The sequence below is a fragment of the Micromonospora sp. NPDC048905 genome (genome assembly GCF_040649655.1).
In the GTDB taxonomy this organism is placed as follows: domain Bacteria; phylum Actinomycetota; class Actinomycetes; order Mycobacteriales; family Micromonosporaceae; genus Micromonospora.
This window is the reverse complement of sequence record NZ_JBEZFV010000008.1, coordinates 21814-43511: the sequence shown is the minus strand read 5'-3', so window position 1 is coordinate 43511 and position 21698 is coordinate 21814. Positions and strand designations below refer to the sequence as shown.

Sequence of the window (21698 nt, the reverse complement as noted above, 5' to 3'; positions counted from 1 at the left end):
CGGGGCGGCTAGCGTCGATGCGTGTTCTCGTTGACTCGCACCGATGGTTACCTGCTCAGCACCGACCCCGACCGACTCGATCTGGCCCGCGTGCATCTCTGGTTGTCCACCGACGCGTACTGGGCGCTCGGTCGGGACCGGGAGACCACGGCACGGGCGTTCGCCGGCTCGCTGCCGTTCGGCGTCTACCGACCCGAGGACGGCCAGCAGGTGGCGGTGGCCCGGGTGGTCACCGACGGCGCCACCTTCGCGTGGCTCTGCGACGTGTACGTCGACCGCGCCGCCCGCGGCCGCGGGCTGGGCGGCTGGCTGGCCGGCGCGATCCGCGACCATCTGGACGACCTCGGCGTACGCCGGATCCTGCTGATCACGAAGGACGCGCACGAGGTGTACGCGCGGGCGGGCTTCACGCCGTTGGACGTGCCGGAGCGGTGGATGCAGCTCGACCGGCGTACGCCGGTGACCCCGGTCACCAGAAAGGAGCAAAGTGACAGTACGCCCCTTACAGTGGAGGGGTGACGCCACTCCGCCTGGGATACCTCTACGGCTTCGGCGCGTACCTGCTCTGGGGCTTCTTTCCGTTGTATCTCAGGCTGTTGCGGCCGGCCGGGCCGCTGGAGGTGCTGGCCCACCGGATCGTCTGGTCGGTGGTCTTCGTGGCCCTGCTGCTGGCGGCGCTGCGCAACATCGGCTTCCTGCGGGCGCTGGTCCGACGTCCCTGGGCGATGGCCGGGATCGTCGCCGCCGCCATGCTGATCGCCATCAACTGGGGCACCTACATCTACGGGGTCAATTCCAACCGGGTGGTCGAGACGGCGCTCGGCTACTTCATCAATCCGCTGGTCGTGGTGCTGCTCGGCGTGACCGTGCTGCGGGAGCGGCTACGTCCGGCGCAGTGGCTGGCGCTGGGAATCGGCGCGTCGGCGGTCGTGGTGCTCACCGTGGACTACGGCCGGGTGCCCTGGTTGGCGTTGACGCTGGCGTTCAGTTTCGCCGGCTACGGCCTGGTCAAGAAGCGGCTCGGGCTGCCGCCGGCGGAGGGTCTCTTCGTCGAGTCGGCGGTGCTGGCACTGCCGGCGTTGGGCTACCTGGCCTGGCTCACCAGCCGCGGGCAGTCCACTTTCGGCCACGTCTCGGCCGGGCACACCGCGCTGCTGGTGCTCGCCGGCGCGGCCACGGCGATCCCGCTGCTCCTGTTCGCCGGGGCGACCAACCGGCTACCCCTGAGCGGCCTCGGCATGATCCAGTATCTGGCGCCGATCCTCCAGCTCGGCTGCGGCGTGCTGATCTTCCATGAGCCGATGCCGCCAGCCCGCCTCGCCGGGTTCGCGCTGGTGTGGCTGGCCCTGATCGTCTTCACCGCCGACGCCGTCCGAAGCTCCCGCCGGTCCCACCGCACCCGTGCCGCGGCCGAAACACCCGTCCCAGCCCTCTGACCCACCCCTCAGGGCCTGGGCAGGTCAGGGGACCGCGTACGTCAGCAGGGGCGTGCCGTCGGATCGTTGGAGTTCCACGCTGACCAGCTCGGCGTCGGTGAAGCGGGTGAGGCCGGAGAAGCTGAGGTCGTCGCCGGGGGCCGCGAGCCAGGAGCCGATCTGCTCGCTGCTGCCGTTCGGACCGTGCGCCACCAGCCGGAACGGGTACGCCTTGCCGTAGCTCGTCCGCGCGTCGTACCCGCAGTGCATGGTCACCCGGGTGCCCCACTTGGTGCCGATCAGCCCGATGTCGGCGTGCACCGGCCCGGTGCTGGCCACCGGACGCATGGCGACCATCGACACCTGCGGTGCCGGAGTGCTGCCCTGGGCGACCGGCGGGCCGGGCGTGCTGGCGGGCCGGGGCAGCACCACGGCGGTGCCCACACCGACGAGCACGGCCAGTCCGGCGGCGGCCAGGGTGGTCAGCGCGAACCGTCGCCGGTCCGTGGCGCGTTCCCGACGCCGACGACGCCGGGCCTCCTCCAACAGCGCGGGCACCCGGGGCGGGGCCGGCGGCGGCAGGATCTGCTCCAACCCCACCGGGTCGAGCCGTCCGAGCAACCCGGGCAGGACGGCGATCTCGGCGACCGCCTCCCGGCAGGACGCGCAGCCGCCAAGGTGCCGCTCGTAGGCCGCCCGCTCGGCGGGGGCCAGGGCACCCAGCACGTACGCGCCGTCGTCGTGCGCGAACTCGCACCGGGTCATCCCGTCACTCCCATCTCAGCCAGGACCAACCGTAGGGACCGCAGCGCGTAGTGGGTGCGGGACTTCACGGTCCCCGGTGGTACGCCCAGGCGGGATGCCGCCTCGGCCACCGACCGTCCCTGGTAGAAGCACTCGACGAGCACTTCCCGGTGGGTCGGGCTGAGCCGGTTGAGCGCCTCGGCGACGGTCCACGCCTCCACCGCCCGCTCGGCCTCGTCGATCACCTCGGGCGGTTCGGGAAGGTCGTCGGTGAAGACCTCACCGACCCGGGTGGAACGTCGCCGCCAGGCGTCGATGGCCAGGTTCCGGGCGGTGGTGAAGAGCCAGGACCGCACCGAGCCGCGTTGCGGGTCGAGCGACTCCGGATGTCGCCAGGCCCGCAGCAGCGTCTCCTGCACCAGGTCCTCGGCTCGCTGCCGGTCGCCGTTGACCAGCCGCAGGGCGTGCGCGTACAGCGCCTCCGCGTGCTCGTCGTGCAGCGCGCGCAGCAGTTGGGCGTCGTGGTCGCTGATGGCGGTCTCCCTCGCTTCCGGCGCGCGTCCGGCGTTGCGTTCGCTCGGGAATACGTGCGGTCACGCCGATCGGTTCAGCCCGAGGTCAGACCGGTTACGTGCGGTAGCCGCCCGCACAGGTGTTCACGGCCGGTTCACATCCTGGCCGACGGGTGCTCACCACGTCCTCCTAGCGTCCGCCTGGTACGCCGCCTGCCGTGCCACCGACTTCTCTGGAGGCTTCCCCCATGAGCGACCGCCCCCGGCTGCTCCCCCTGTTGACCGGCACCCGCCATGGCACCCGTGACGCCATGACCTGTCTGTACCGCTGCGGAAACGCCTGTGACCACCCGGTACCGAACACCTCCGACAACGCGTACTTCGGAGACGTGGTGAACGCGGAGGTCTCGCGGCGCGGCGTGGTCCGTGCCGGCGCGGTCGGCGCGCTGGTCCTGGGCTTCGGCGGCGCGGCGGCCGGTGCGGCCCCGGCCCTGGCTGCCCCCGCCACCCCGGACGTCCCGGAGTCCTTCGGTTTCGGCCGGCCCAGCACCGGGGTCGGCACCGGCGCGCTGACCTTCAAGCCGATTCCACCGAACAAGTTGGACACCCTGGTCGTCCCGAACGGCTACGACCACGCCGTGGTGATCAAGTGGGGTGACCCGGTGCTGCCGGGTGCGCCCGAGTTCGACCTGCACCACCAGACCGCCGCGGCGCAGTCCAAGCAGTTCGGTTACAACAACGACTTCGTGGGCGTGCTGCCGCTGGACAAGCAGGGCAAGCGGGCGCTGCTCGTGGTCAACCACGAGTACACCAACGAGGACCTGATGTTCCCGGGCTTCCCCGGCCTGGACGGGCTCTCCGTCGAGCAGCTCCGCACCGCCATGGCCGCGCACGGCATGTCGGTGGTGGAGTTGGAGCGGGTCGCGGGCACCGGGCAGTGGAAGCCTGTCGACTCCGGTCGGAGGCCGTACAACCGGCGGGTCACCGCGCTCAGCACCAGGTTCGACCTGACCGGCCCGGCCGCCGGTTCGGCCTGGCTGCGGACCGCCGCCGACCCCAAGGGTCGTACGGTCGTCGGCACGCTCAACAACTGCGCCGGTGGCGTGACCCCGTGGGGCACGGTGCTCTCCGGTGAGGAGAACTTCAACCAGTACTTCGTGGGCGCCGACGCCGCGCCGGCCGAGCTGAAGCCGAAGCTGGACCGCTACGGCATCGGCACCGCGAGCCGCTATCCCAGCGGCAGCCGCAAGTGGGAGCGCGCCGACGAGCGCTTCGACCTGGCCAAGCACCCCAACGAGGCGCACCGGTTCGGCTGGGTCGTGGAGATCGACCCGTTCGACCCGGAGAGCCGCCCCCGCAAGCACACCGCGATGGGCCGGTTCAAGCACGAGGGCGCGAACGTGATCGTCGCGAAGGACGGCCACGTGGTCGCGTACATGGGCGACGACGAGCGGTTCGACTACCTCTACAAGTTCGTCTCGGACCAGAAGTTCCTCAAGGGCAACTCCTGGGCCGCCCGTAAGCACAACCTGACCCTGCTGGAGTCCGGCACGCTCTACGTGGCGAAGCTCGACCAGACCAGCGCCGCCGAGATCGACGGCTCGGGCCAACTCCCCACCGATGGCGCGTTCAACGGCCGGGGGCGCTGGATCAAGCTGGTCAGCGGCAACCGGTCGTTCGTCGACGGAATGACCGCCGCGGACGTGCTCACCTTCACCCGGCTGGCCGGCGACAAGGTCGGCGCGACCAAGATGGACCGCCCCGAGGACGTGGAGCCGAGTCAGCTCACCGGCAAGGTGTACGTGGCGCTCACCAACAACACCGACCGCGGTAAGGCCGGCAAGGCCGCGGCGGACGAGGCCAACCCGCGCAACGCCAACAAGCACGGGCAGATCCTGGAGCTGGTCGAGGACCGCAACGACAACACCGCGGAGACGTTCGCCTGGTCGCTGCCCATCGTCTGCGGCGACCCGACCGACCCGTCGACCTTCTTCGCCGGGTACGACAGGACCAGGGTCTCCCCGATCTCCTGCCCGGACAACGTCGCCTTCGACGCCACCGGCAACCTGTGGATCTCCACCGACGGTAACGCGCTGGGCAGCAACGACGGCCTCTTCGCCACCGCCGTCGAGGGCCCGGAGCGGGGTCACCTCAAGCAGTTCCTGACCGTGCCGCTCGGCGCGGAGACCTGCGGCCCGTTCATCACCGGCGACAACCGCTCGGTCTTCGTCGCCGTGCAGCACCCGGGCGAGATCACCGGCGCCTCGGTGGAGAACCCGGCCTCGAACTGGCCCGACGGCGACTACGCCAAGCCGGGCGTGGTGGTCACCTGGCGTCTCGACGGCGGCCCGGTGGGCAGCTGACGGTGCCGCCACGGTCGGTGGATCGCTGAACGTCACTCACGGCGGGTCCGGCGCTGGACCGCCACGAGAGGCCCTCTCCCAGCCCGGGAGAGGGCCTCTCGCCGTCGGGGGTCAGGTGTCGCCGGCGATGCCGTCGGCGACGCTGCGGGCGACGGTGAGCAGTTTGGCGCGGACCACCCGGGCGGAGGTCATCATCTCGCTGGCCGGCAACGCGCAGGCCAGCACGACCCGGCGTTCCATGTCCTTGTCCGGCGCGACGAGCACCGCCGCACACGCCACCCCCTGGCGGAACTGCCCCATCTCCAGTTGCATGCCACGCCGGTCGCCGGCGGCCAGGTCGGCCTCGAACGCCTCGCTGGTGGTCAGCGTGGCGCTGGTGAACGGGCGCATGCCGTACTCCCGCAGATAGCGGTAGCGCTGATCGACGGTCAGGGTGGCGAGCAGTGACTTGCCGAGAGCCGTCGCGTGCGCCCCCTCGTCGAAGCCGGGGACCAGATCCTCCAGATAGGGCGAGCGGTGCCCCTCGGCGACCGCCGTGAGGGCCACCTGTCCGCCGACGAAGCGACCCAGGAAGTGGCTGTAGCCGGTGTCCAGAGCGGCCCGCCGCAGCGTCTCACCGACCACCGGCGGGCCGCGGAACGCCGTGACCAACTCCCGGTACCGGTCGGCCACCTCCAACCCCACGATGTACGTGCCGTCCTCGCGACGAATCACGTAACCCTCGTAGGCGAGCGTGCGGACCAGGTGGTAGGTGGTGGCCACCGTCAGCTCACACCGCCGGGCGATCTGCTTGACGGTCAGGCCTTTCGGGGCACGACCTACCGACTCCAACACCCGCAGCGCTCGGGACACGCTGCGGATCAGATCCGAAGGTTCTGCCAAGGGGTCGCGCACAACCACCTCCGCCGCCGGGGACTTACACCATATGAAAAACAGGCCCAGTGCGAAATGCCTGTTCGGGTGGAGGATGCCAGATCATCACCAACAGCGTGTACCCCGGTGGTCACCATGAGTTGCTTGAGTAGGGTTCACGTAGCTTTGCCGGACGATGACCAACACCGTCTCCACCTCCGACCCGACCATCGCCCGACCCCGCCCGGTCCGGGCCAGCGCCGGCGCAGTCGTCACCACCGTGGCCTGCGTACTGCCCGTGTTCCTGCTCGGTGGTCTCGCCGTGCAGATGGGCGCGGACCTCGGCTTCTCCCCCGCCGGCCTCGGCTTGGCCGTGGCCGTCTACTTCGGGGTCAGCGCGCTGACCTCGGTACCCTCCGGCCGGCTGGTCGAGCGGTACGGGCCGGCCCCGGTGGCCCGCTGCGGCATCGTGCTGGCCGCCGGGTCGATGCTGGCCGTGGCCGCCCTCGCCCGGTCGTACCCGACGCTCGTCGGCCTGCTGGCGCTCAGCGCCGCCGCGAACGCGCTCGGCCAGTTGGCCAGCAACGCGGCGTTGGCCCAGCACGTGCCGGCCCGACGACAAGGGCTGTCGTTCGGCGTCAAACAGGCCGCCATCCCCGCCTCCACCCTGCTGGCCGGAGCGGCGGTGCCGGCCTTCGCGCTCACCGTGGGCTGGCGCTGGGCGTTCGTGGCGGCCGCCGTGGCCGCGCTGACGACGCTGCCCGCCGTACCCCGGCAGTTGCCCGGACCGGCGCGGCGGGCCGACGCGGCACGCGCGGGTCGGGCGACGGTGGCGCTCGTGGTGATCGGCGCGGCGGCGACGTTGGCCGCGGCCGCCGCCAACACGCTGGGCACCTTCCTGGTGGACTCCGCTGCGGCTCGGGGCCTCTCGCCCGGCATCGCCGGCCTCACCCTGACCCTGGGCGGCACGGTCTGCATGGTGGCCCGGGTGGGTGCCGGCTGGTTTGCCGATCGGCGCGACACCGGTCACGTCGCCCTCATCGCCGCGATGCTGGTCGTCGGCGCGGCCGGGTTGGCCCTGCTCGCGGCGACCGGCTCGGTGCCGCTGGTGGCCGGCGTGGTGCTCGGCTTCGGCCTGGGCTGGGCCTGGCCCGGCCTGATGAACTTCGCGGTGGTCCGGCTCCACCCGCAGTCACCGGCCACCGCCACCTCGATCACCCAGACCGGGGTGTACGCGGGCGGCTGTCTCGGCCCGCTGAGCCTCGGCCCACTCGCCGCCCACCTCGGCTACTCCGCGATGTGGACAACGGCGTCCGTGGCGATGCTGCTCGCCGCCGCTCTCATGCTCGTCGGCGGTCGCCTGTTGGCCCGCCCCACCCCGCCGTGATCATGACGTTGTCGTCGGATCACACGGCGTGTTGCGGCGATAACCTCATGACCGCCGCCGAGCGGCGGAGGTGCTGGGGTGCGGACCGCAGGGGTCAGCTGGTGCGGTCGGCGATGTAGTCGCAGAGCGATTCGAGGGCCTGCCGGGACGGACCCTGCGGAAGTGGGTCCAGGCGCGCGCGGGCGTCCTCGGCGTAGCTGCGAACGGTCTCCCGGGCGCGCTTGAGCGCCGGGCTCTCCCGCAGGAGCCCCAACGCCTCCGCGTGCAGCGCGTCGTCGGTCAGCGGGCCGGTCGCCAGGATCTCCCGCAGCCGCACCGAGGACGCGTCGGCGTCGTCCGCTGCGCGCGCGTAGAGCACCGGCAACGTCGGGACACCCTCGCGCAGGTCCGTGCCGGGCGTCTTGCCCGACTGACCCGACTCGGAGGCGATGTCCAGCAGGTCGTCGGAGAGCTGGAAGGCGACGCCGATCGTCTCGCCGTACCCGGCGAGCGCCTCCACGTGCTCCGCGGGGGCGCCACCGAACATCCCGCCGAACCGGGCCGACGTGGCGATGAGCGAGCCGGTCTTCTCGGCGATCACGTGCAGGTAGTGGGTCACCGGATCGTCGTCGACGCGCGGACCGACGGTCTCCGCGATCTGACCGTGCACGAGCCGGGCGAAGGTGCGCGCCTGCAACCGGACCGCCTCCGGGCCCAGATCGGCGGCGATGTCCGCCGCCCGGGCGAAGAGGTAGTCGCCGACCAGGATGGCGACGGAGTTGGTCCAGCGGGAGTTCGCACTCGGCGCGCCCCGACGGACGGCAGCCTCGTCCATCACGTCGTCGTGGTAGAGGGTGGCGAGGTGCGTGAGCTCCATCACCACGGCGGCCGGGACGACCTGCGCGCCGCTGGGGTCGCCGAACTGGGCGCCGAGGGCCACCAGCAGCGGCCGGAAGCGCTTCCCGCCGGCTTCCAGCAGGTGCCGGGCAGCCTCGGTGACGAACGGGTCGGTGCTCGCCACACTGGCCCGCAACTCGACCTCGACCATGTCCAGCACACCGAGCACGGACGCCTCGACGTGGGGATCGGCGAGATGGAGGCCGAGCGCGCCGAACTGACTCGTGCTCGCCCGACCCCGCCGACCGCCGGAGCCGGAGGAACCTGAACGCTCGCCCGCCGGATTCACCACGCTATCAACCATGCCACACCCGTTCTACCTGCTCCGGGCCGGGGATACGCACCGGGGGCCGGCCCGTGAACACGCGCCAACCCCCGGTGATCGTTCCCTCGGTCATCGAACGAATTCGGCAGCTCCGGTGGCCAACTCGAGCAGCGGCGCCGGGGCGACGCCCAGCACCAGGGTCGCCAGTACCCCGATCATCAACGCGGCGGAGGTGAGCCCACCGGGCACGGTGACGGTCGGGGTGGACTCGCCCGGTTCGGACAGCCACATCATCACCACGACCCGCAGGTACGGGAACGCCAGCACCATGCTGGTCAGCACACCGGCGATCACCAGCCAGGTCTGACCACCCTCCAGCGCCGGCCCGAAGACCGCGAACTTGCTCATGAAGCCGCTGGTCAGCGGGATACCGGCGAAGGCCAGCAGGATGAAGGTGAACAGGGCGGCGAAGAACGGCGAGCGGCGGCCCAACCCGGCCCACCGGGACAGGTGGGTGGCCTCCCCGTCGGCGTCGCGCACCAGGGTCACCACCGCGAACGCGGCCAGCACCGAGAAACCGTACGCGACCAGGTAGAACATCGTGCCGGCCAGCCCGTCGCGGCTCGGCGCCAGCACACCGACCAGCAGGTAGCCGGCGTTGGCGATCGAGGAGTACGCGAGCAGCCGCTTGATGTCGGTCTGGGTGACCGCGAGGACCGCGCCGATCAGCATGGTCAGCACCGCCACCACACCGAGGACCGGGGTGAAGTCCCAGTTGGCGTCGGCGAACGCGACGTGGAAGACACGCAGCAGGGCACCGAACGCGGCGACCTTGGTGCAGGCCGCCATGAAACCGGTGACCGGCGTCGGGGCGCCCTGGTAGACGTCCGGGGTCCAGACGTGGAACGGTGCCGCCGCGGCCTTGAAGAGCAGGCCGATGGCGAGCAGCGCCATGCCGGCGAAGAGCAGCACCTGGCTGGACGGCGACTCGCTCACCGCCGCGTTGATGGTGGCGAAGTCGACGCCGGCCACCCGGCCCGGCGTACCGGCGGTGAAGCCGTAGATCAGGGCCACCCCGAACAGGAAGAAGGCGGAGGCGTACGCGCCGAGCAGGAAGTACTTCATCGCGGCCTCCTGACTCAGCAGGCGGCGACGACGGGCCAGCGCGCAGAGCAGGTAGAGCGGCAGCGAGAACACTTCCAGCGCGATGAACATGGTCAGCAGGTCGTTCGCCGCCACGAAGATCAGCATGCCGCCGATCGCGAACGTGGTCAGCGGGTAGACCTCGGTCAGACCGTTGCGCCCCTCGGCCTGCCGCCGGTCGTCGGCCGACTCGGCGGTCACCGCGGCCTGGGCGACGAACGCCCCACCCAACTCGACCGAGCGGTCACCGATCAGCAGCAGCGCCATCGCGGCCAGCACCAGGATCGCGCCCTGGAGGAACAGCGTCGGACCGTCGATCGCGAGGGCCTGGCCGGCGGTGATCATCCGCTCGTCGGCGTTGAGCACCACCATGGTCAACGCCGCGAGCACCGCCACCAGCGCCACCGTCAACTGCACGACGTGCCGCCAGCGTCGGGGCACGAAGGCCTCGACGAGCACGCCGAGCAGGGCCGTGCCCAGCATGATCAGGATCGGGGAGAGCGCCGCGTAGTCGATCGACGGCAGTTTGAAATCGGTCACTTTGCCGCCTCCTGGACGGTGCCGACCGACGGGGCCGGGTCGGTTCTGCCGATGTCGTCCATGGTCGCCTGGACGGCCGGGTTGATCACGTCAGTGACCGGCTTGGGGAAGAAGCCGAGCAGCACGATCAGGGCGATCAGTGGAGCGACCACGACCTTCTCGCGCAGGTTGAGGTCCCGGCGCATGCCGTCGACCTCGGTGAGCGTCGGGTTGAGAGTGCCCTGGGTGGTGCGCTGCACCATCCACAGCACGTACGCGGCGGCCAGGATGATGCCGAGCGTCGCGATGATCGCGACCGGCTTGTTCACCGTGAAGGTGCCGATCAGCACCAGGAACTCGGAGATGAACGGCGCCGTACCGGGCAGCGCGAGCGAGGCGAGACCGGCGAAGAAGAGCACCCCGGCGAGCACCGGGACCAGCTTGCCGGCACCACCGAAGTCACTGATCAGCGCGGAACCCCGCCGGGAGATCAACATGCCCACCACCAGGAACAGCAGGCCGGTGGCCAGACCGTGGTTGAGCATGTAGAGCACCGCGCCGGTGCCGGCCTGGGTGGTGAAGGCGAAGATACCCACCCCGATGAAACCGAAGTGCGCGATCGAGGTGTACGACACCAGCCGCTTGAGGTCGTTCTGACCGACCGCCAGCAACGCGGCGTAGACGATGCCGATCACGCCCAACGCCAGCGCCCACGGCGCGAACCACTTCGACGCCTCCGGGAACAGCGGCAGGCAGTAGCGCAGGATGCCGAACGTGCCGACCTTGTCCAGCACACCGACGAGCAGGGCCGCGGCACCAGCCGGGGCCGCCCCACCGGCGTCGGGCAACCAGGTGTGGAACGGGAAGAACGGCGCCTTGATGGCGAACGCGAGGAAGAAGCCGAGGAACAGCCACCGCCCGGTGCCGGTGCTGATGTCGACCTCCGACAGCTTCTGCCAGTCGAAGGTCTTGCCACCGGCCACCCACAAGCCGATCACGGCGGCCAGCATGAACAGACCGCCGACGAGCGAGTAGAGGAAGAACTTCACCGCCGCGTACTGCCGCTGGTGGCCGCCGTAGCTGCCGATCAGGAAGTACATCGGCACCAGCATGACCTCGAAGAACACGTAGAACAGGAAGACGTCGGCGGCCGCGAAGACACCGATCATCGTGCACTCGAGGACCAGCAGCAGCGCGAAGTAGACAGGCACCGACCGCTTCGACGACTCCGCGTCGTGCCAGGAGGCCAGGATCACCAGCGGCACCAGCACCGCGATCAGCATCAGCATCACCAACGCGATGCCGTCGGCGGCGAACGTGAAGCTGACGCCCCAGTCCGGGATCCACGAGTACGACTCGCGGAACTGGAACCGCTGACCGTCGGCCTTGAAGCTGACCCACATCACCACGGAGAGCACCAGCACCAGCAGCGACCAGACGAACGCCACCTGCTTGGCCAGCTCCGGCCGATGGCGCGGCAGGAAGGCCACCACCAGGGCGCCCACCAGTGGCGCCACGGTGAGCACCGAGAGGAACGGGAAGTTGGACATTATGCGGCCTTACCTCCGTCGTCACTGCGTGGTCCGCCGGCGGGGGCGGCCGGGAACAGGTCGATCACGCCAGCCACCCCGCCTGGACCGCCAGGAACGCCGCCATCACCAGCAGCGCACCGGCCAGGATCGAGGTGGCGTACGAGCGGACGAAGCCGGTCTGCATCCGCCGGAGCCGACCCGAGCCACCGCCGACCGCGGCGGCGAGCCCGTTGACCAGCCCGTCGATACCCCGGTTGTCGAGGTAGACGAGCGCCCGGGTGAGGAAGATGCCCGGCTTCTCGAAGACCGCCTCGTTCACCGCGTCCGCGTACAGGTTGCGCCGGGCGGCGGTGACCAGCACCCCGGCCGGCTGCGGTGCGGTGGCCGTACCGGCCCGGAACAGGAACCAGGCCAGCCCCGCGCCGAGCACGGTCACCAGCAGCGACAGCGTGGTGATCACGGCGTGCGAGAGGACCGCCTCGTGCTCCGCGTGCTCGCCGCCCAGCCCGGCGGTCGCCGTCAGCCAGTCCGGCACCGACGTGGACAGCAGGAAACCAGCGCCGACCGAACCGGCCGCCAGCAGGATCAGCGGAATGGTCATCAGCTTCGGCGACTCGTGCGGGTGCTCGATGTCGTCGGTCCAGCGCTTCGGGCCGTGGAACGTGAGCACGAACAGCCGGGTCATGTAGAACGCGGTGAGCCCCGCGCCGAGCAGCGCCGCACCGCCGAAGAGCCAGGCGGTCCAGTCCTCCCGCTCGAAGGCGGCCACGATGATCGGCTCCTTGGAGAAGAAGCCGGAGAACGGGAACATGCCGATGATGGCCAGCCAGCCCATCATGAACGTCAACCAGGTGACCTTCATGTACGTCGACAACCCGCCGAAGCGGCGGATGTCGACCTGGTCCTTCATCCCGTGCATGACCGAGCCGGCGCCCAGGAACATGTTGGCCTTGAAGAACCCGTGCGCCAGCAGGTGCACGATGGCCAGCGCGTACGCGCCGCCACCCAGGCCGACGCCGAGGAACATGTAGCCGATCTGGCTCACCGTCGACCAGGCGAGCACCCGCTTGATGTCGTCCTTGGCCGCGCCGATGATGCAGCCCATCAGCAGGGTGAGCGCGCCGACACTGACCACCACGAGCTGGAGCGTCGAGTTGGCGGAGAAGATCGGGTTGGACCGGGCGATCAGGTAGACGCCCGCGGTGACCATGGTGGCGGCGTGGATGAGCGCCGACACCGGGGTGGGGCCCTCCATCGCGTCCGGCAACCACGCCTGGAGCGGGAACTGACCGGACTTGCCGGCCGCACCGAGCAGCAGCAGCAGACCGAGGACCAGCACGGTCGCACCGGTCAGCGCGCCGACACCGTTGAACACCTCGTCGTACTGGGTGGTGCCCAGCGTGGCGAACATGATGAAGATGCCGATGGCCAGGCCGGCGTCGCCGACCCGGTTCATCAGGAACGCCTTCTTGCCGGCGGTGGCCGCGCTCGGCCGCTCGGTCCAGAAGGAGATCAGCAGGTACGACGCCAGACCGACGCCCTCCCAGCCGAAGTACAACATCACGTAGTTGTTGCCGAGCACCAGCAGCAGCATCGCCGCGACGAACAGGTTGAAGTACGCGAAGAACCGGCGACGGCCCGCGTCGTGTGCCATGTACTCCACCGCGTACAGGTGGATCAGGAAGCCCACCCCGGTGATCAGCAGCACGAAGACCGCGGCCAGCGGGTCGAACAGCAGGCCGAAGTCGACCCGCAGATCACCGACCGCGATGAAGTCCCAGAGGCTCAGCTCGACCGACTTGTTCTCCAGGCCGCGAAGCTGGACGAAGAACGTCAGGCCGAGCACGAACGCGGCACCGATGGCGGTGACGCCCAACCAGTGCCCCCAGCGGTCGGCCCGGCGGCCGAGCAGCAGCAGGATGGCCGCGCTGAGCAGCGGGATCGCCACCAGCAGCCAGACGCCCCCGAGCAGCCCCGTGGCCTGGGCGTATTCCACAGTCTCTTCCACCGGTGGACCCCTCTAGTACTTGAGCAGGTTGGCGTCGTCGACACTCGCCGAGCGTCGCGTCCGGAAGATGGACATGATGATCGCGAGCCCGACCACGACCTCGGCCGCCGCCACCACCATCACGAAGAACGCCATGATCTGACCGTTGAGATCACCGTTGATCCGGCTGAAGGTGACCAGCGTCAGGTTGGCCGCGTTGAGCATCAGCTCCACGCACATGAACAGCACGATCGCGTTGCGCCGGATCAGCACCCCGGAGGCGCCGATGGTGAACAACACCGCGGCGAGGACGAGGTAGTAGGTCGGCTCGACCGAGAAGAACGATCCCATTACTTGTCCGTGCCCTTCAGCGAGGTCTCCTCGGCGGTCAGCTCGCGCTGCGGGAGGATCGCCGGGGTGCTGCGGTCGGTCAGGCGGCCGTCGGGGAGCCGGGCCGGGGTGGCCACCGACGAGGAGGTCGCGAAGACGCCGGGGCCGGGCTTCGGACCGGGGTAGTTGCCCGGGGCGAAGCGCGCCCGCATGGTCGACACCTGGTCGACCTTGTCCTGCTTCCGCCGCTCGACGTGGGCCAGCACCATCGCACCGACCGCCGCGGTGATCAGCAGTGCCGAGGTCAGCTCGAACGCGAAGACGTACTTGGTGAACAGCAGTCGGGCGATGCCCTGCACGTTCCCCTCCGTGTTGGCCTGCTCCAGGCCGACCGCGGTGGTTCCGTCCAGCGCCTGGTAGAGGCCGGTGGCGACCAGGCCGGCGAAGCCCAGGCCGAGCACGATCGCGGCGACCCGCTGGCCCCGCAGCGTCTCGATCAGCGAGTCCGTCGAGTCCCGACCGACGAGCATCAGCACGAAGAGGAACAGCATCATGATCGCGCCGGTGTAGACGATGATCTGCACCATGCCGATGAACGGACCGGCCTGGAGCACGTAGAACACGCCCAGACAGAGCATGGTCAGCACCAGCCACAGCGCCGAGTGCACGGCGTTGCGCGCGGCCACCATCCCGATCGCGCCGATCAGCGCGAGCGGGGCGAGGATCCAGAAGGTGACCGCCTCGCCGCCGGACACCGTACCGGCGGCGGCGAGCACCGTAGACGTGGTCATGCTTCCTCTCCCTTGCCGGCCGCGACGCGCTGGGCGGCCTGCTCGGCGCCCGGGAACGTCACGCCGGGGTGCTCCTCGACCTGGTAGCGGCCCGGACCCATCGGGGACGTCTCCGCACCGGCGGAGGTGCCCGGGTTGTCCAACGCGCCGACGTAGTAGTCCTTCTCGCTGTCACCGAGGCGCATCGGGTGCGGAGGCTGCTCCATGCCCTCCAGCAACGGCGCGAGCAACTGCTCCTTGGTGAAGATCAGGTCCTGCCGGTTGTCCCGGGCCAGCTCGTACTCGTTGCTCATGGTGAGCGACCGAGTCGGGCAGGCCTCGATGCACAGTCCGCAGAAGATGCACCGGGCGTAGTTGATCTGGTAGATGCTGGCGTACCGCTCACCCGGCGAGAAGCGCTGCTCGTCGGTGTTGTCGCCACCCTCGACGTAGATCGCGTCCGCCGGGCAGGCCCACGCGCACAGCTCGCAGCCGATGCACTTCTCCAGGCCGTCCGGGTGCCGGTTGAGGATGTGCCGCCCGTGGTAGCGCGGCGCCGACACCGGCGGCTTGAACGGGTAGTCGGTCGTGACGACCTTCCTGAACATGTGCGAGAAGGTGACACCGAATCCCTTGAACGTTCCGGTGATCGCGCCCACGTCACACCTCCCTGGAGTCCGAGCCGGCAACGATGTTGGCCGGCTCCCGCTCGGCGACCACGCGCGTGATGCGCGGGCTCGGTGGTACCTGAAGATCCATCGGTGGCAGCGGGAAGCTCCCGTACGGCCGGTTGTCGACCTGTTCCTGCGTCGTCGGCTTCGGCTTCGGACGCCGGCTGGGCCAGAAGATCGTGACGATCAGCAGGATGCCGGCCGGGATGCCGACCGCGATCACCTTGCCGCGCGAGTCCCAGTCCTCGATGGACCGCAGGCCCGACAGGACCAGGATCCAGACCAGGTTGATCGGCAGCAGCACCTTCCAACCGAGGCGCATGAACTGGTCGTAGCGCAGGCGGGGCAGCGTGCCGCGCAGCCACACGAACACGAAGACCAGCGCGATCACCTTGCCGAAGAACCAGAGCATCGGCCACCAACCGGAGTTGGCGCCCTCCCACAGCGTGATCGGCCAGGGTGCACGCCAACCGCCGAGGAACAGCGTGGTGGTGACCGCGGACATGGTCACCATCGCGACGTACTCACTGAGCATGAAGAGCGCGAACTTCAGCGAGCTGTATTCCGTCATGAATCCCGCGACCAGCTCGGACTCGGCCTCGGGCAGGTCGAACGGCGCCCGGTTGGTCTCACCCACGGTGGCGATGAAGAAGATGACGAAGCTGGGCAGCAACAGGATCGCGTACCAGCCCGGCGCCGGGATCGTCTGACCGAAGACACTCAGCTCGGTGCCGTCGCCCTGTGCGGCGACGATCCCGCTGGTGCTCATCGTGCCGGCGGTCATGAAGACCGCCACGATGCTCAGGCCCATGGCGACCTCGTAGGAGATCATCTGGGCGCTCGACCGCAGCCCACCGAGCAGCGGGTACGTCGAACCGGAGGCCCAGCCGCCGAGCACGATGCCGTAGACGCCCATCGACGAGCAGGCCAGCAGCAGCAGCACCGCCACCGGCACGTCGGTGACCTGCAACGGCGTGTGGTGGCCGAAGATGCTCACCATCGGGCCGAACGGCACCACCGACAGGGCGGTGACCGCGCAGATCACCGAGATGGTCGGGGCGAAGAAGTAGACGACCTTGTCGGCCGCCTTCGGCAGGATGTCCTCCTTGAAGGCCATCTTCAGGCCGTCGGCGAGGGTCTGCAGCAGGCCGAACGGACCGACCTGGTTGGGGCCGGGCCGCACCTGCATGTAACCGACGACGCGCCGCTCGAACCAGACACCGAGCAGGGTGGCCAGCAGACCGAAGGCGAACGCGAAGACGATCTTGCCGAGAACCAGCCACCACGGATCCCGGCCGAAATCGGCAAGCGTCGGATCCTGGGCCAGGATTGACGGAGTCACTGGTTACCCCCGGAGTTGAGGAGCGGGAGACCGGTCTCGTCGGCCGCCACGCGTCCGGCCGGGATGGCCGTTCCCGTCGCGGGGACGGAGATCCGGACGACCGCGCCGGACGTCGCCCCGAGGCTGCGCCGCACGGTCGAGCCGGGTGAGTTGGTCGGCAGCCAGACCACGCCGTCCGGCATCTCGGTGAGCTCGGCCGGCAGGGTCAGCGCCCCCCGGTCGGTGCCGACCGTGACCGCGTCACCGTCGACCACACCGAGCGCCTCGGCGGTGCCCTTGCCCAACCGGACCACCGGCGGGCGAGCGGTGCCGGCGAGGTTCTCGTCGCCCTCGGTCAGGCTGCCGAGGTCCACCAGTTGGTGCCAGGTGGCCAGCACGGCCTCCCCGTCGCCCGGGTGCGGCACCCGGCCCGGCGCCACCGACGGCGCGGACGGTCGCGACGTACGCGTCGCCGGCAGCGCGCCCAACTCGCGACGCACGCTCGGCACGTCAGCGGTGCCGAGCCGCACGTCGAGCAACGCGGCCAGCGCGTCGAGCACCCGACCGTCGGTCATCGCCGCAGTGGTCAGCACCGCCTCGAACGGGCGCAGCCGACCCTCCCAGTCCAGGAAGCTGCCGGCCTTCTCGGCCACCGGGGCGACCGGCAGCACCACGTTCGCCCGCCGGGTCACCGCGGTGGGGCGCAGCTCCAGGCTGACCAGGAACGGCACCGTGTCCAGAGCGGCCTCGGCCAGTCGCGGGTCGGCCAGATCGGCCGGGTCGACCCCGCCGACGACAAGCGCACCGAGCTGCCCGTTGGCGGCGGCGTTGAGGATGCCGTCGGTGTCCCGACCGGGCTGGCTCGGAATCACCCCGGCCGGGATGTCCCACGCCTCGCCCAGCTCGGCGCGGGCGGCCGGTTCGTTGACCAGCCGTCCACCGGGGAGCAGGTTGGGCAGGCAGCCCGCGTCGACGGCGCCGCGGTCACCCGCGCGCCGCGGCACCCAGGCCAGCTTCGCACCGGTACGCCGGGCCACGTCCGCCGCGGCGGAGAGCCCGCCCGGCACACTTGCCAGCCGCTCGCCGACGATCAGGATCGCGCCCGGTGCGCTCAGCGCCTCGTCGACCGTGGCGTGCTCGGCGAGCACGCTGGCCTCCTCGCCCGGCACGACCCGGGCCAGCTTCGCGCCGAGCTTCTCCAGGCCGCGGGTGGCGAACGGTGCCAGCGCGTACACCGTCAGGGTCTTCTTCAGGTACGCCTTGCGCAGCCGCAGGAAGAGGATCGGGCACTCCTCCTCCGGCTCCAGGCCGACGAGCACCACCGCCGGCGCGTTCTCCACGTCGGTGTAGGTGACGTCGGTGACCCCGGCGACCGAGCTGGCCAGGAAGTCGGCCTCCTCGCGGGAGACCGGCCGGGCCCGGAAGTCGATGTCGTTGGTGTTCAGGGCGACCCGGGCGAACTTCGCGTACGCGTACGCGTCCTCGACGGTCAGCCGGCCGCCGGTGAGAACCGCCGTGCCCTGGCCACCCTCGCGAGCGGCGTGCAGCCCCTCGGCGGCCACGGTGAGCGCCTCGCTCCAGGACGCCTCGCGCAGCTCACCGGTGCGCTCGTCGCGAACCAGCGGGGTGGTCAGCCGATCGGTGGCGCGGGTGTACTGGAAGCCCCACCGGCCCTTGTCGCAGTTCCACTCCTCGTTGACCTGCGGCTCGTCGCCGGCCAGCCGGCGCAGCACCTTGCCGCGTCGCCAGTCGGTGCGCTGCCCGCAGCCGGCCGAGCAGTGTTCGCAGACGCTCGGGCTGGAGACCAGGTCGAACGGGCGGGCCCGGAACCGGTACTGGGCACCGGTCAGCGCCCCCACCGGGCAGATCTGCACGGTGTTGCCGGAGAAGTAGGAGTTGAACGGAACGTCGCCCTCGTCGCCCTCCTCGCCGTACGCGTCGTCCCGGTAGATGTTGATCTCTTCGGCGGACGACCGGCCCATCAGGTCGATGAACTTGTCGCCGGCGATCTCCTCGGAGAACCGGGTGCACCGCTGGCAGAGGACACAACGCTCGCGGTCCAGCAGCACCTGGCTGCTGATCGCCATCGGCTTCTCGTACTCCCGCTTGTGCTCGTGGAAGCGCGAGTCGGTGCGACCGGTGGACATCGCCTGGTTCTGGAGCGGGCACTCGCCGCCCTTGTCACACATCGGGCAGTCCAGCGGGTGGTTGAGCAGCAGCAGCTCCATCACCCCCTCCTGCGCCTTCTTGGCGACCGGCGAGGTGAGCTGGGTCCGGACGACCATGCCGTCGGCGACGGTCTGGGTGCAGGAAGCCACCGGCTTGCGCTGGCCCTCCACCTCGACCAGGCACTGCCGGCACGCGCCGGCCGGGGCCAGCAGCGGGTGGTCGCAGAACCGGGGGATCTCGGTGCCCATCTGCTCGGCGGCCCGGATCAGCAGCGTCCCCTTGGGGGCGGTGACCTCGACGCCGTCGATGGTGAGGGTGACGGTCTCGGTCTTCTTTGCTACATCAGTCATCAGTGCGCCCCTACCAGGGTCTTCTCTGACAGCTTCGGTGCGGTCCGTCCCTCGATGTAGTCGAGGTAGTCCTGCTTGAAGTACTTCAGTGAGGAGGTCACCGAGCTGGTGGCGCCGTCACCCAGGCCGCAGAACGAGCGGCCGAGGATGTTGTCGCAGGTGTCCAGCAGGGTGTCCAGGTCCTCGTGGGTGCCCTGACCGGCGAGGATCCGCCGGTAGACCCGGACCATCCAGTAGTTGCCCTCCCGGCACGGGGTGCACTTGCCGCACGACTCGTGGTGGTAGAACTCCAGCCACCGGTACGTCGCGTAGACCGGGCAGTCCTGGTCGGAGAAGATCTGGGTGGCCGTGGTGCCGAGGATCGAGCCGGCCGCCGCCACGCCCTCGAAGTCCAGTGGCACGTCCAGGTGCTCGGCGGCGAGCAGCGGGGTGGACGAGCCACCCGGGGTCCAGAACCGCAGGTTGTGACCAGGCTGCATGCCACCGGCCAGTTCCAGCAGGTCGCGCAGCGTGACGCCCATCGAGCACTCGTACTGACCCGGGTTGACGATCCGGCCGGACAGCGAGTAGATCATCGGCCCGGAGGACTTCTCGGTGCCCATGGACTTCCACCAGTCGGCCCCACCGAGCACGATCGGCGGCACGCTGGCGATGGTGCCGACGTTGTTCACCACCGTCGGGCTCGCGTACAGGCCGTGGGTGGCCGGGAACGGCGGGCGCAGCCGGGGCTGACCCCGGAAACCCTCAAGCGAGTCCAGCAGCGCCGTCTCCTCGCCGCAGATGTACGCCCCGGCGCCGGAGTGCACCACCAGCTCCAGGTCGTAGCCGCTGCGCAGGATGTTGCGGCCCAGGTAGCCCTTGTCGTACGCCTCCTGGACGGCGTTGCGCAGCCGACGCGCGGCGTGCACCGCCTCGCCCCGGATGTAGATGTAGGCGCGGCTGGCCCGGATCGCGTACGACGCGATGATCACGCCCTCGACCAGCGCGTGCGGGTCGTGGGTCATCAGCGGCAGGTCCTTGCAGGTGCCCGGCTCGCCCTCGTCGGCGTTGACCACCAGGTAGTGCGGCTTGCCGTCGCCCTGGGGGATGAAGCCCCACTTGAGGCCGGTCGGGAAGCCGGCGCCACCGCGCCCGCGCAGCCCGGAATCCTTGATCAGCTGGATCAGGTCGTCCGGGTGGGCCTTGAGCGCCTTACGCAGGGCGGCGTAGCCGTCGAGCTGCTCGTACGTGCCGATGCGCCACGCATCCGGCGACAGCCAGCGCTTGGTCAGCACCGGCGTCAGCTTGGCCACGGTCTCCGGGCGGGGAGTGGTCACTTCTGTGCCCCCGTTTCGTTCGCGTCCGCCGGTCCGGCGCCGTCGGCGTCCGTACCAGCCTTCGCTTCGGTGAGGTTGCGCTCCTGCGCCCCGGCCTCGTCGCCGGCGGGCTTGCCGTCGCCGGCCGGCGGGTTGGCCGCCACACCGGCGGCCTCGGCCGACCGTGCGTCGCGCGGCTCGGACGCGGTGCTGTCCGCCGGGACCTTGGTGCCCGGGGCGTCCGGCACCGCCGTGCCCGCGTCCGGCTGCCGGGTCTCGGCGGTACGCACCTGCGGCGACTTGTCGTCCGGTGCCTTCACGTCCCGCGTGGTGCTGCCGGTGGCATCCGCGGGCTTGGCCGGCTCGGCCGCTCCGGTCGGGGCGGAAGCCCCGTCGCCACCCTTGACCGGCGCCGCGCTGGCCTCGACGGGCGCCGGCTTGGCGGCCTCCGCCTTCGCCTTCGCCTCGGCGGCGGCCTTGTCCGCCTCCGCCTTGCTCCGGATCGGGGTGTTCGGGTCGAAGCCCGGCACCGAGACGCCGTGCTCCTGCGCCAGCCGCAGCCCGCGCAGGGTCGGCTCGCCCGGCCCGCCGTCGGCGACCGCGCCGTCCCGCTCGTCGGCGAAACCGGCGAGCTGCACCGCCATCTCCTTGAGGGTGCAGAGCCGGGCACCCCGCGTCGGCATCGGCCGCCCACCCGCCCGCAGCTCGTCGACGACACCGACCGCGGTCGACGGGTCCACGCCGTCGAAGAAGTCGTAGTTGACGGTCATCACCGGGCCGTAGTCGCACGCCGCCAGGCACTCGGCGTGCTCCAGCGTGATCGTGCCGTCGCCGGTGGTCTCGTCGTGCCCGACGCCCAGGTGCTCGGACAGGGTGTCGTAGACCTCCTGACCACCGAGCACGTTGCACATGGTGTTGGTGCAGACGCTGACCAGGAAGTCACCCGTCGGCTTGCGCTTGTACATCGTGTAGAAGGTGGCCACCGCGCCGACCTGGGCCTTGTTCAACCCCAGCACCTCGGCGCAGAACGTGACCCCGGCCGGGGAGACGTAACCTTCCTCGGCCTGCACCAGGTGCAGCAGCGGCAGCAACGCCGAGCGGGACCGGTCCGCCGGGTAACGGGCGATGATCTCGCGCGCCCGCTCCCGGGTCTCGTCAGTGAAAACACTCATCGGCGTCGCCTTCCCGTTCGCGACT

At 70.4% G+C, this 21698-nt stretch carries 18 protein-coding genes; 4 read left to right on the top strand and 14 right to left on the bottom strand.

Annotated elements, in window-relative coordinates; genetic code table 11:
- Positions 1-21: 21 nt before the first annotated feature.
- A complete protein-coding gene (locus tag AB0C01_RS21465; protein WP_357571917.1) occupies positions 22-519 on the top strand; it encodes a GNAT family N-acetyltransferase in 498 nt (165 codons plus the stop codon).
- Complete coding sequence (rarD, locus tag AB0C01_RS21460; RefSeq protein WP_357571916.1) at positions 516-1436, top strand: EamA family transporter RarD; 921 nt, start codon at positions 516-518, stop codon at positions 1434-1436. The genes AB0C01_RS21465 and rarD overlap by 4 nt, the downstream gene beginning before the upstream one ends.
- Before the next feature lie 24 nt (positions 1437-1460).
- Here the strand turns inward: rarD and AB0C01_RS21455 are convergent, their stop codons facing one another.
- Positions 1461-2180 carry a zf-HC2 domain-containing protein gene (locus AB0C01_RS21455; RefSeq protein WP_357251541.1) on the bottom strand — a complete coding sequence of 240 codons (720 nt, stop codon included), beginning with the start codon at positions 2178-2180 and terminating at the stop codon, positions 1461-1463.
- Entirely contained in the window at positions 2177-2671 is a 495-nt protein-coding gene (locus AB0C01_RS21450; RefSeq protein ID WP_357252026.1) for a sigma-70 family RNA polymerase sigma factor, read from the bottom strand. The genes AB0C01_RS21455 and AB0C01_RS21450 overlap by 4 nt, the downstream gene beginning before the upstream one ends.
- Positions 2672-2919: 248 nt before the next feature.
- Here AB0C01_RS21450 and AB0C01_RS21445 point away from each other — a divergent pair, with 248 nt between their 5' ends.
- Positions 2920-5034 carry a PhoX family phosphatase gene (locus AB0C01_RS21445; protein WP_357571915.1) on the top strand — a complete coding sequence of 705 codons (2115 nt, stop codon included), beginning with the start codon at positions 2920-2922 and terminating at the stop codon, positions 5032-5034.
- A gap of 111 nt (positions 5035-5145) precedes the next feature.
- Here the strand turns inward: AB0C01_RS21445 and AB0C01_RS21440 are convergent, their stop codons facing one another.
- Entirely contained in the window at positions 5146-5928 is a 783-nt protein-coding gene (locus tag AB0C01_RS21440) for an IclR family transcriptional regulator C-terminal domain-containing protein (protein ID WP_357571914.1), read from the bottom strand.
- 154 nt (positions 5929-6082) lie between these two features.
- Here AB0C01_RS21440 and AB0C01_RS21435 point away from each other — a divergent pair, with 154 nt between their 5' ends.
- Positions 6083-7273 carry an MFS transporter gene (locus AB0C01_RS21435; RefSeq protein ID WP_357571912.1) on the top strand — a complete coding sequence of 397 codons (1191 nt, stop codon included), beginning with the start codon at positions 6083-6085 and terminating at the stop codon, positions 7271-7273.
- 94 nt (positions 7274-7367) lie between these two features.
- On the opposite strand, the gene AB0C01_RS21430 is transcribed toward AB0C01_RS21435, so the two are convergent.
- The 11 genes from AB0C01_RS21430 to nuoE form a co-directional block, all read right to left on the bottom strand.
- A complete protein-coding gene (locus AB0C01_RS21430) occupies positions 7368-8453 on the bottom strand; it encodes a polyprenyl synthetase family protein (RefSeq protein WP_357251529.1) in 1086 nt (361 codons plus the stop codon).
- A gap of 90 nt (positions 8454-8543) precedes the next feature.
- Positions 8544-10097, bottom strand: coding sequence for an NADH-quinone oxidoreductase subunit NuoN (gene nuoN, locus AB0C01_RS21425; RefSeq protein ID WP_357251526.1), 1554 nt, complete (start codon positions 10095-10097; stop codon positions 8544-8546).
- Complete coding sequence (locus tag AB0C01_RS21420) at positions 10094-11626, bottom strand: NADH-quinone oxidoreductase subunit M (protein WP_357251524.1); 1533 nt, start codon at positions 11624-11626, stop codon at positions 10094-10096. Before AB0C01_RS21420 ends, nuoN begins: the two co-directional genes overlap by 4 nt.
- Before the next feature lie 64 nt (positions 11627-11690).
- Complete coding sequence (nuoL, locus tag AB0C01_RS21415) at positions 11691-13616, bottom strand: NADH-quinone oxidoreductase subunit L (protein WP_357251521.1); 1926 nt, start codon at positions 13614-13616, stop codon at positions 11691-11693.
- Between the two features lie 12 nt (positions 13617-13628).
- Positions 13629-13946: an NADH-quinone oxidoreductase subunit NuoK gene (gene nuoK, locus AB0C01_RS21410; RefSeq protein ID WP_357251518.1), complete on the bottom strand. Its 318-nt coding sequence runs from the start codon at positions 13944-13946 to the stop codon at positions 13629-13631.
- On the bottom strand, positions 13946-14716 hold the full coding sequence (locus AB0C01_RS21405; RefSeq protein ID WP_357251515.1) for an NADH-quinone oxidoreductase subunit J: 771 nt from the start codon (positions 14714-14716) through the stop codon (positions 13946-13948). The genes nuoK and AB0C01_RS21405 overlap by 1 nt, the downstream gene beginning before the upstream one ends.
- Entirely contained in the window at positions 14713-15354 is a 642-nt protein-coding gene (nuoI, locus tag AB0C01_RS21400; RefSeq protein ID WP_112585694.1) for an NADH-quinone oxidoreductase subunit NuoI, read from the bottom strand. Before nuoI ends, AB0C01_RS21405 begins: the two co-directional genes overlap by 4 nt.
- A 1-nt stretch (position 15355) precedes the next feature.
- Positions 15356-16708, bottom strand: a complete 1353-nt coding sequence (gene nuoH, locus AB0C01_RS21395) for an NADH-quinone oxidoreductase subunit NuoH (RefSeq protein WP_357251511.1) — start codon at positions 16706-16708, stop codon at positions 15356-15358.
- The gene (locus AB0C01_RS21390; RefSeq protein WP_357571911.1) at positions 16705-19206 is read right to left on the bottom strand and encodes an NADH-quinone oxidoreductase subunit G; all 2502 of its coding nucleotides are present in this window, start codon (positions 19204-19206) and stop codon (positions 16705-16707) included. Before AB0C01_RS21390 ends, nuoH begins: the two co-directional genes overlap by 4 nt.
- Complete coding sequence (nuoF, locus tag AB0C01_RS21385; protein ID WP_357251506.1) at positions 19206-20522, bottom strand: NADH-quinone oxidoreductase subunit NuoF; 1317 nt, start codon at positions 20520-20522, stop codon at positions 19206-19208. Before nuoF ends, AB0C01_RS21390 begins: the two co-directional genes overlap by 1 nt.
- Positions 20519-21673 carry an NADH-quinone oxidoreductase subunit NuoE gene (gene nuoE, locus AB0C01_RS21380; RefSeq protein WP_357251503.1) on the bottom strand — a complete coding sequence of 385 codons (1155 nt, stop codon included), beginning with the start codon at positions 21671-21673 and terminating at the stop codon, positions 20519-20521. The genes nuoF and nuoE overlap by 4 nt, the downstream gene beginning before the upstream one ends.
- Positions 21674-21698: the final 25 nt, after the last annotated feature.

Bases quoted from the DNA above. Each gene is read 5' to 3' on its own strand.
- AB0C01_RS21455 (WP_357251541.1), bottom strand. From the start codon at position 2,180: ATGACCCGGTGCGAGTTCGCGCACGACGACGGCGCGTACGTGCTGGGT.
- AB0C01_RS21445 (WP_357571915.1), top strand. From the start codon at position 2,920: ATGAGCGACCGCCCCCGGCTGCTCCCCCTGTTGACCGGCACCCGCCAT.
- AB0C01_RS21435 (WP_357571912.1), top strand. From the start codon at position 6,083: ATGACCAACACCGTCTCCACCTCCGACCCGACCATCGCCCGACCCCGC.
- AB0C01_RS21430 (WP_357251529.1), bottom strand. From the start codon at position 8,453: ATGGTTGATAGCGTGGTGAATCCGGCGGGCGAGCGTTCAGGTTCCTCC.
- AB0C01_RS21420 (WP_357251524.1), bottom strand. From the start codon at position 11,626: ATGTCCAACTTCCCGTTCCTCTCGGTGCTCACCGTGGCGCCACTGGTG.
- nuoK (WP_357251518.1), bottom strand. From the start codon at position 13,946: ATGGGATCGTTCTTCTCGGTCGAGCCGACCTACTACCTCGTCCTCGCC.
- AB0C01_RS21405 (WP_357251515.1), bottom strand. From the start codon at position 14,716: ATGACCACGTCTACGGTGCTCGCCGCCGCCGGTACGGTGTCCGGCGGC.
- AB0C01_RS21390 (WP_357571911.1), bottom strand. From the start codon at position 19,206: ATGACTGATGTAGCAAAGAAGACCGAGACCGTCACCCTCACCATCGAC.
- nuoE (WP_357251503.1), bottom strand. From the start codon at position 21,673: ATGAGTGTTTTCACTGACGAGACCCGGGAGCGGGCGCGCGAGATCATC.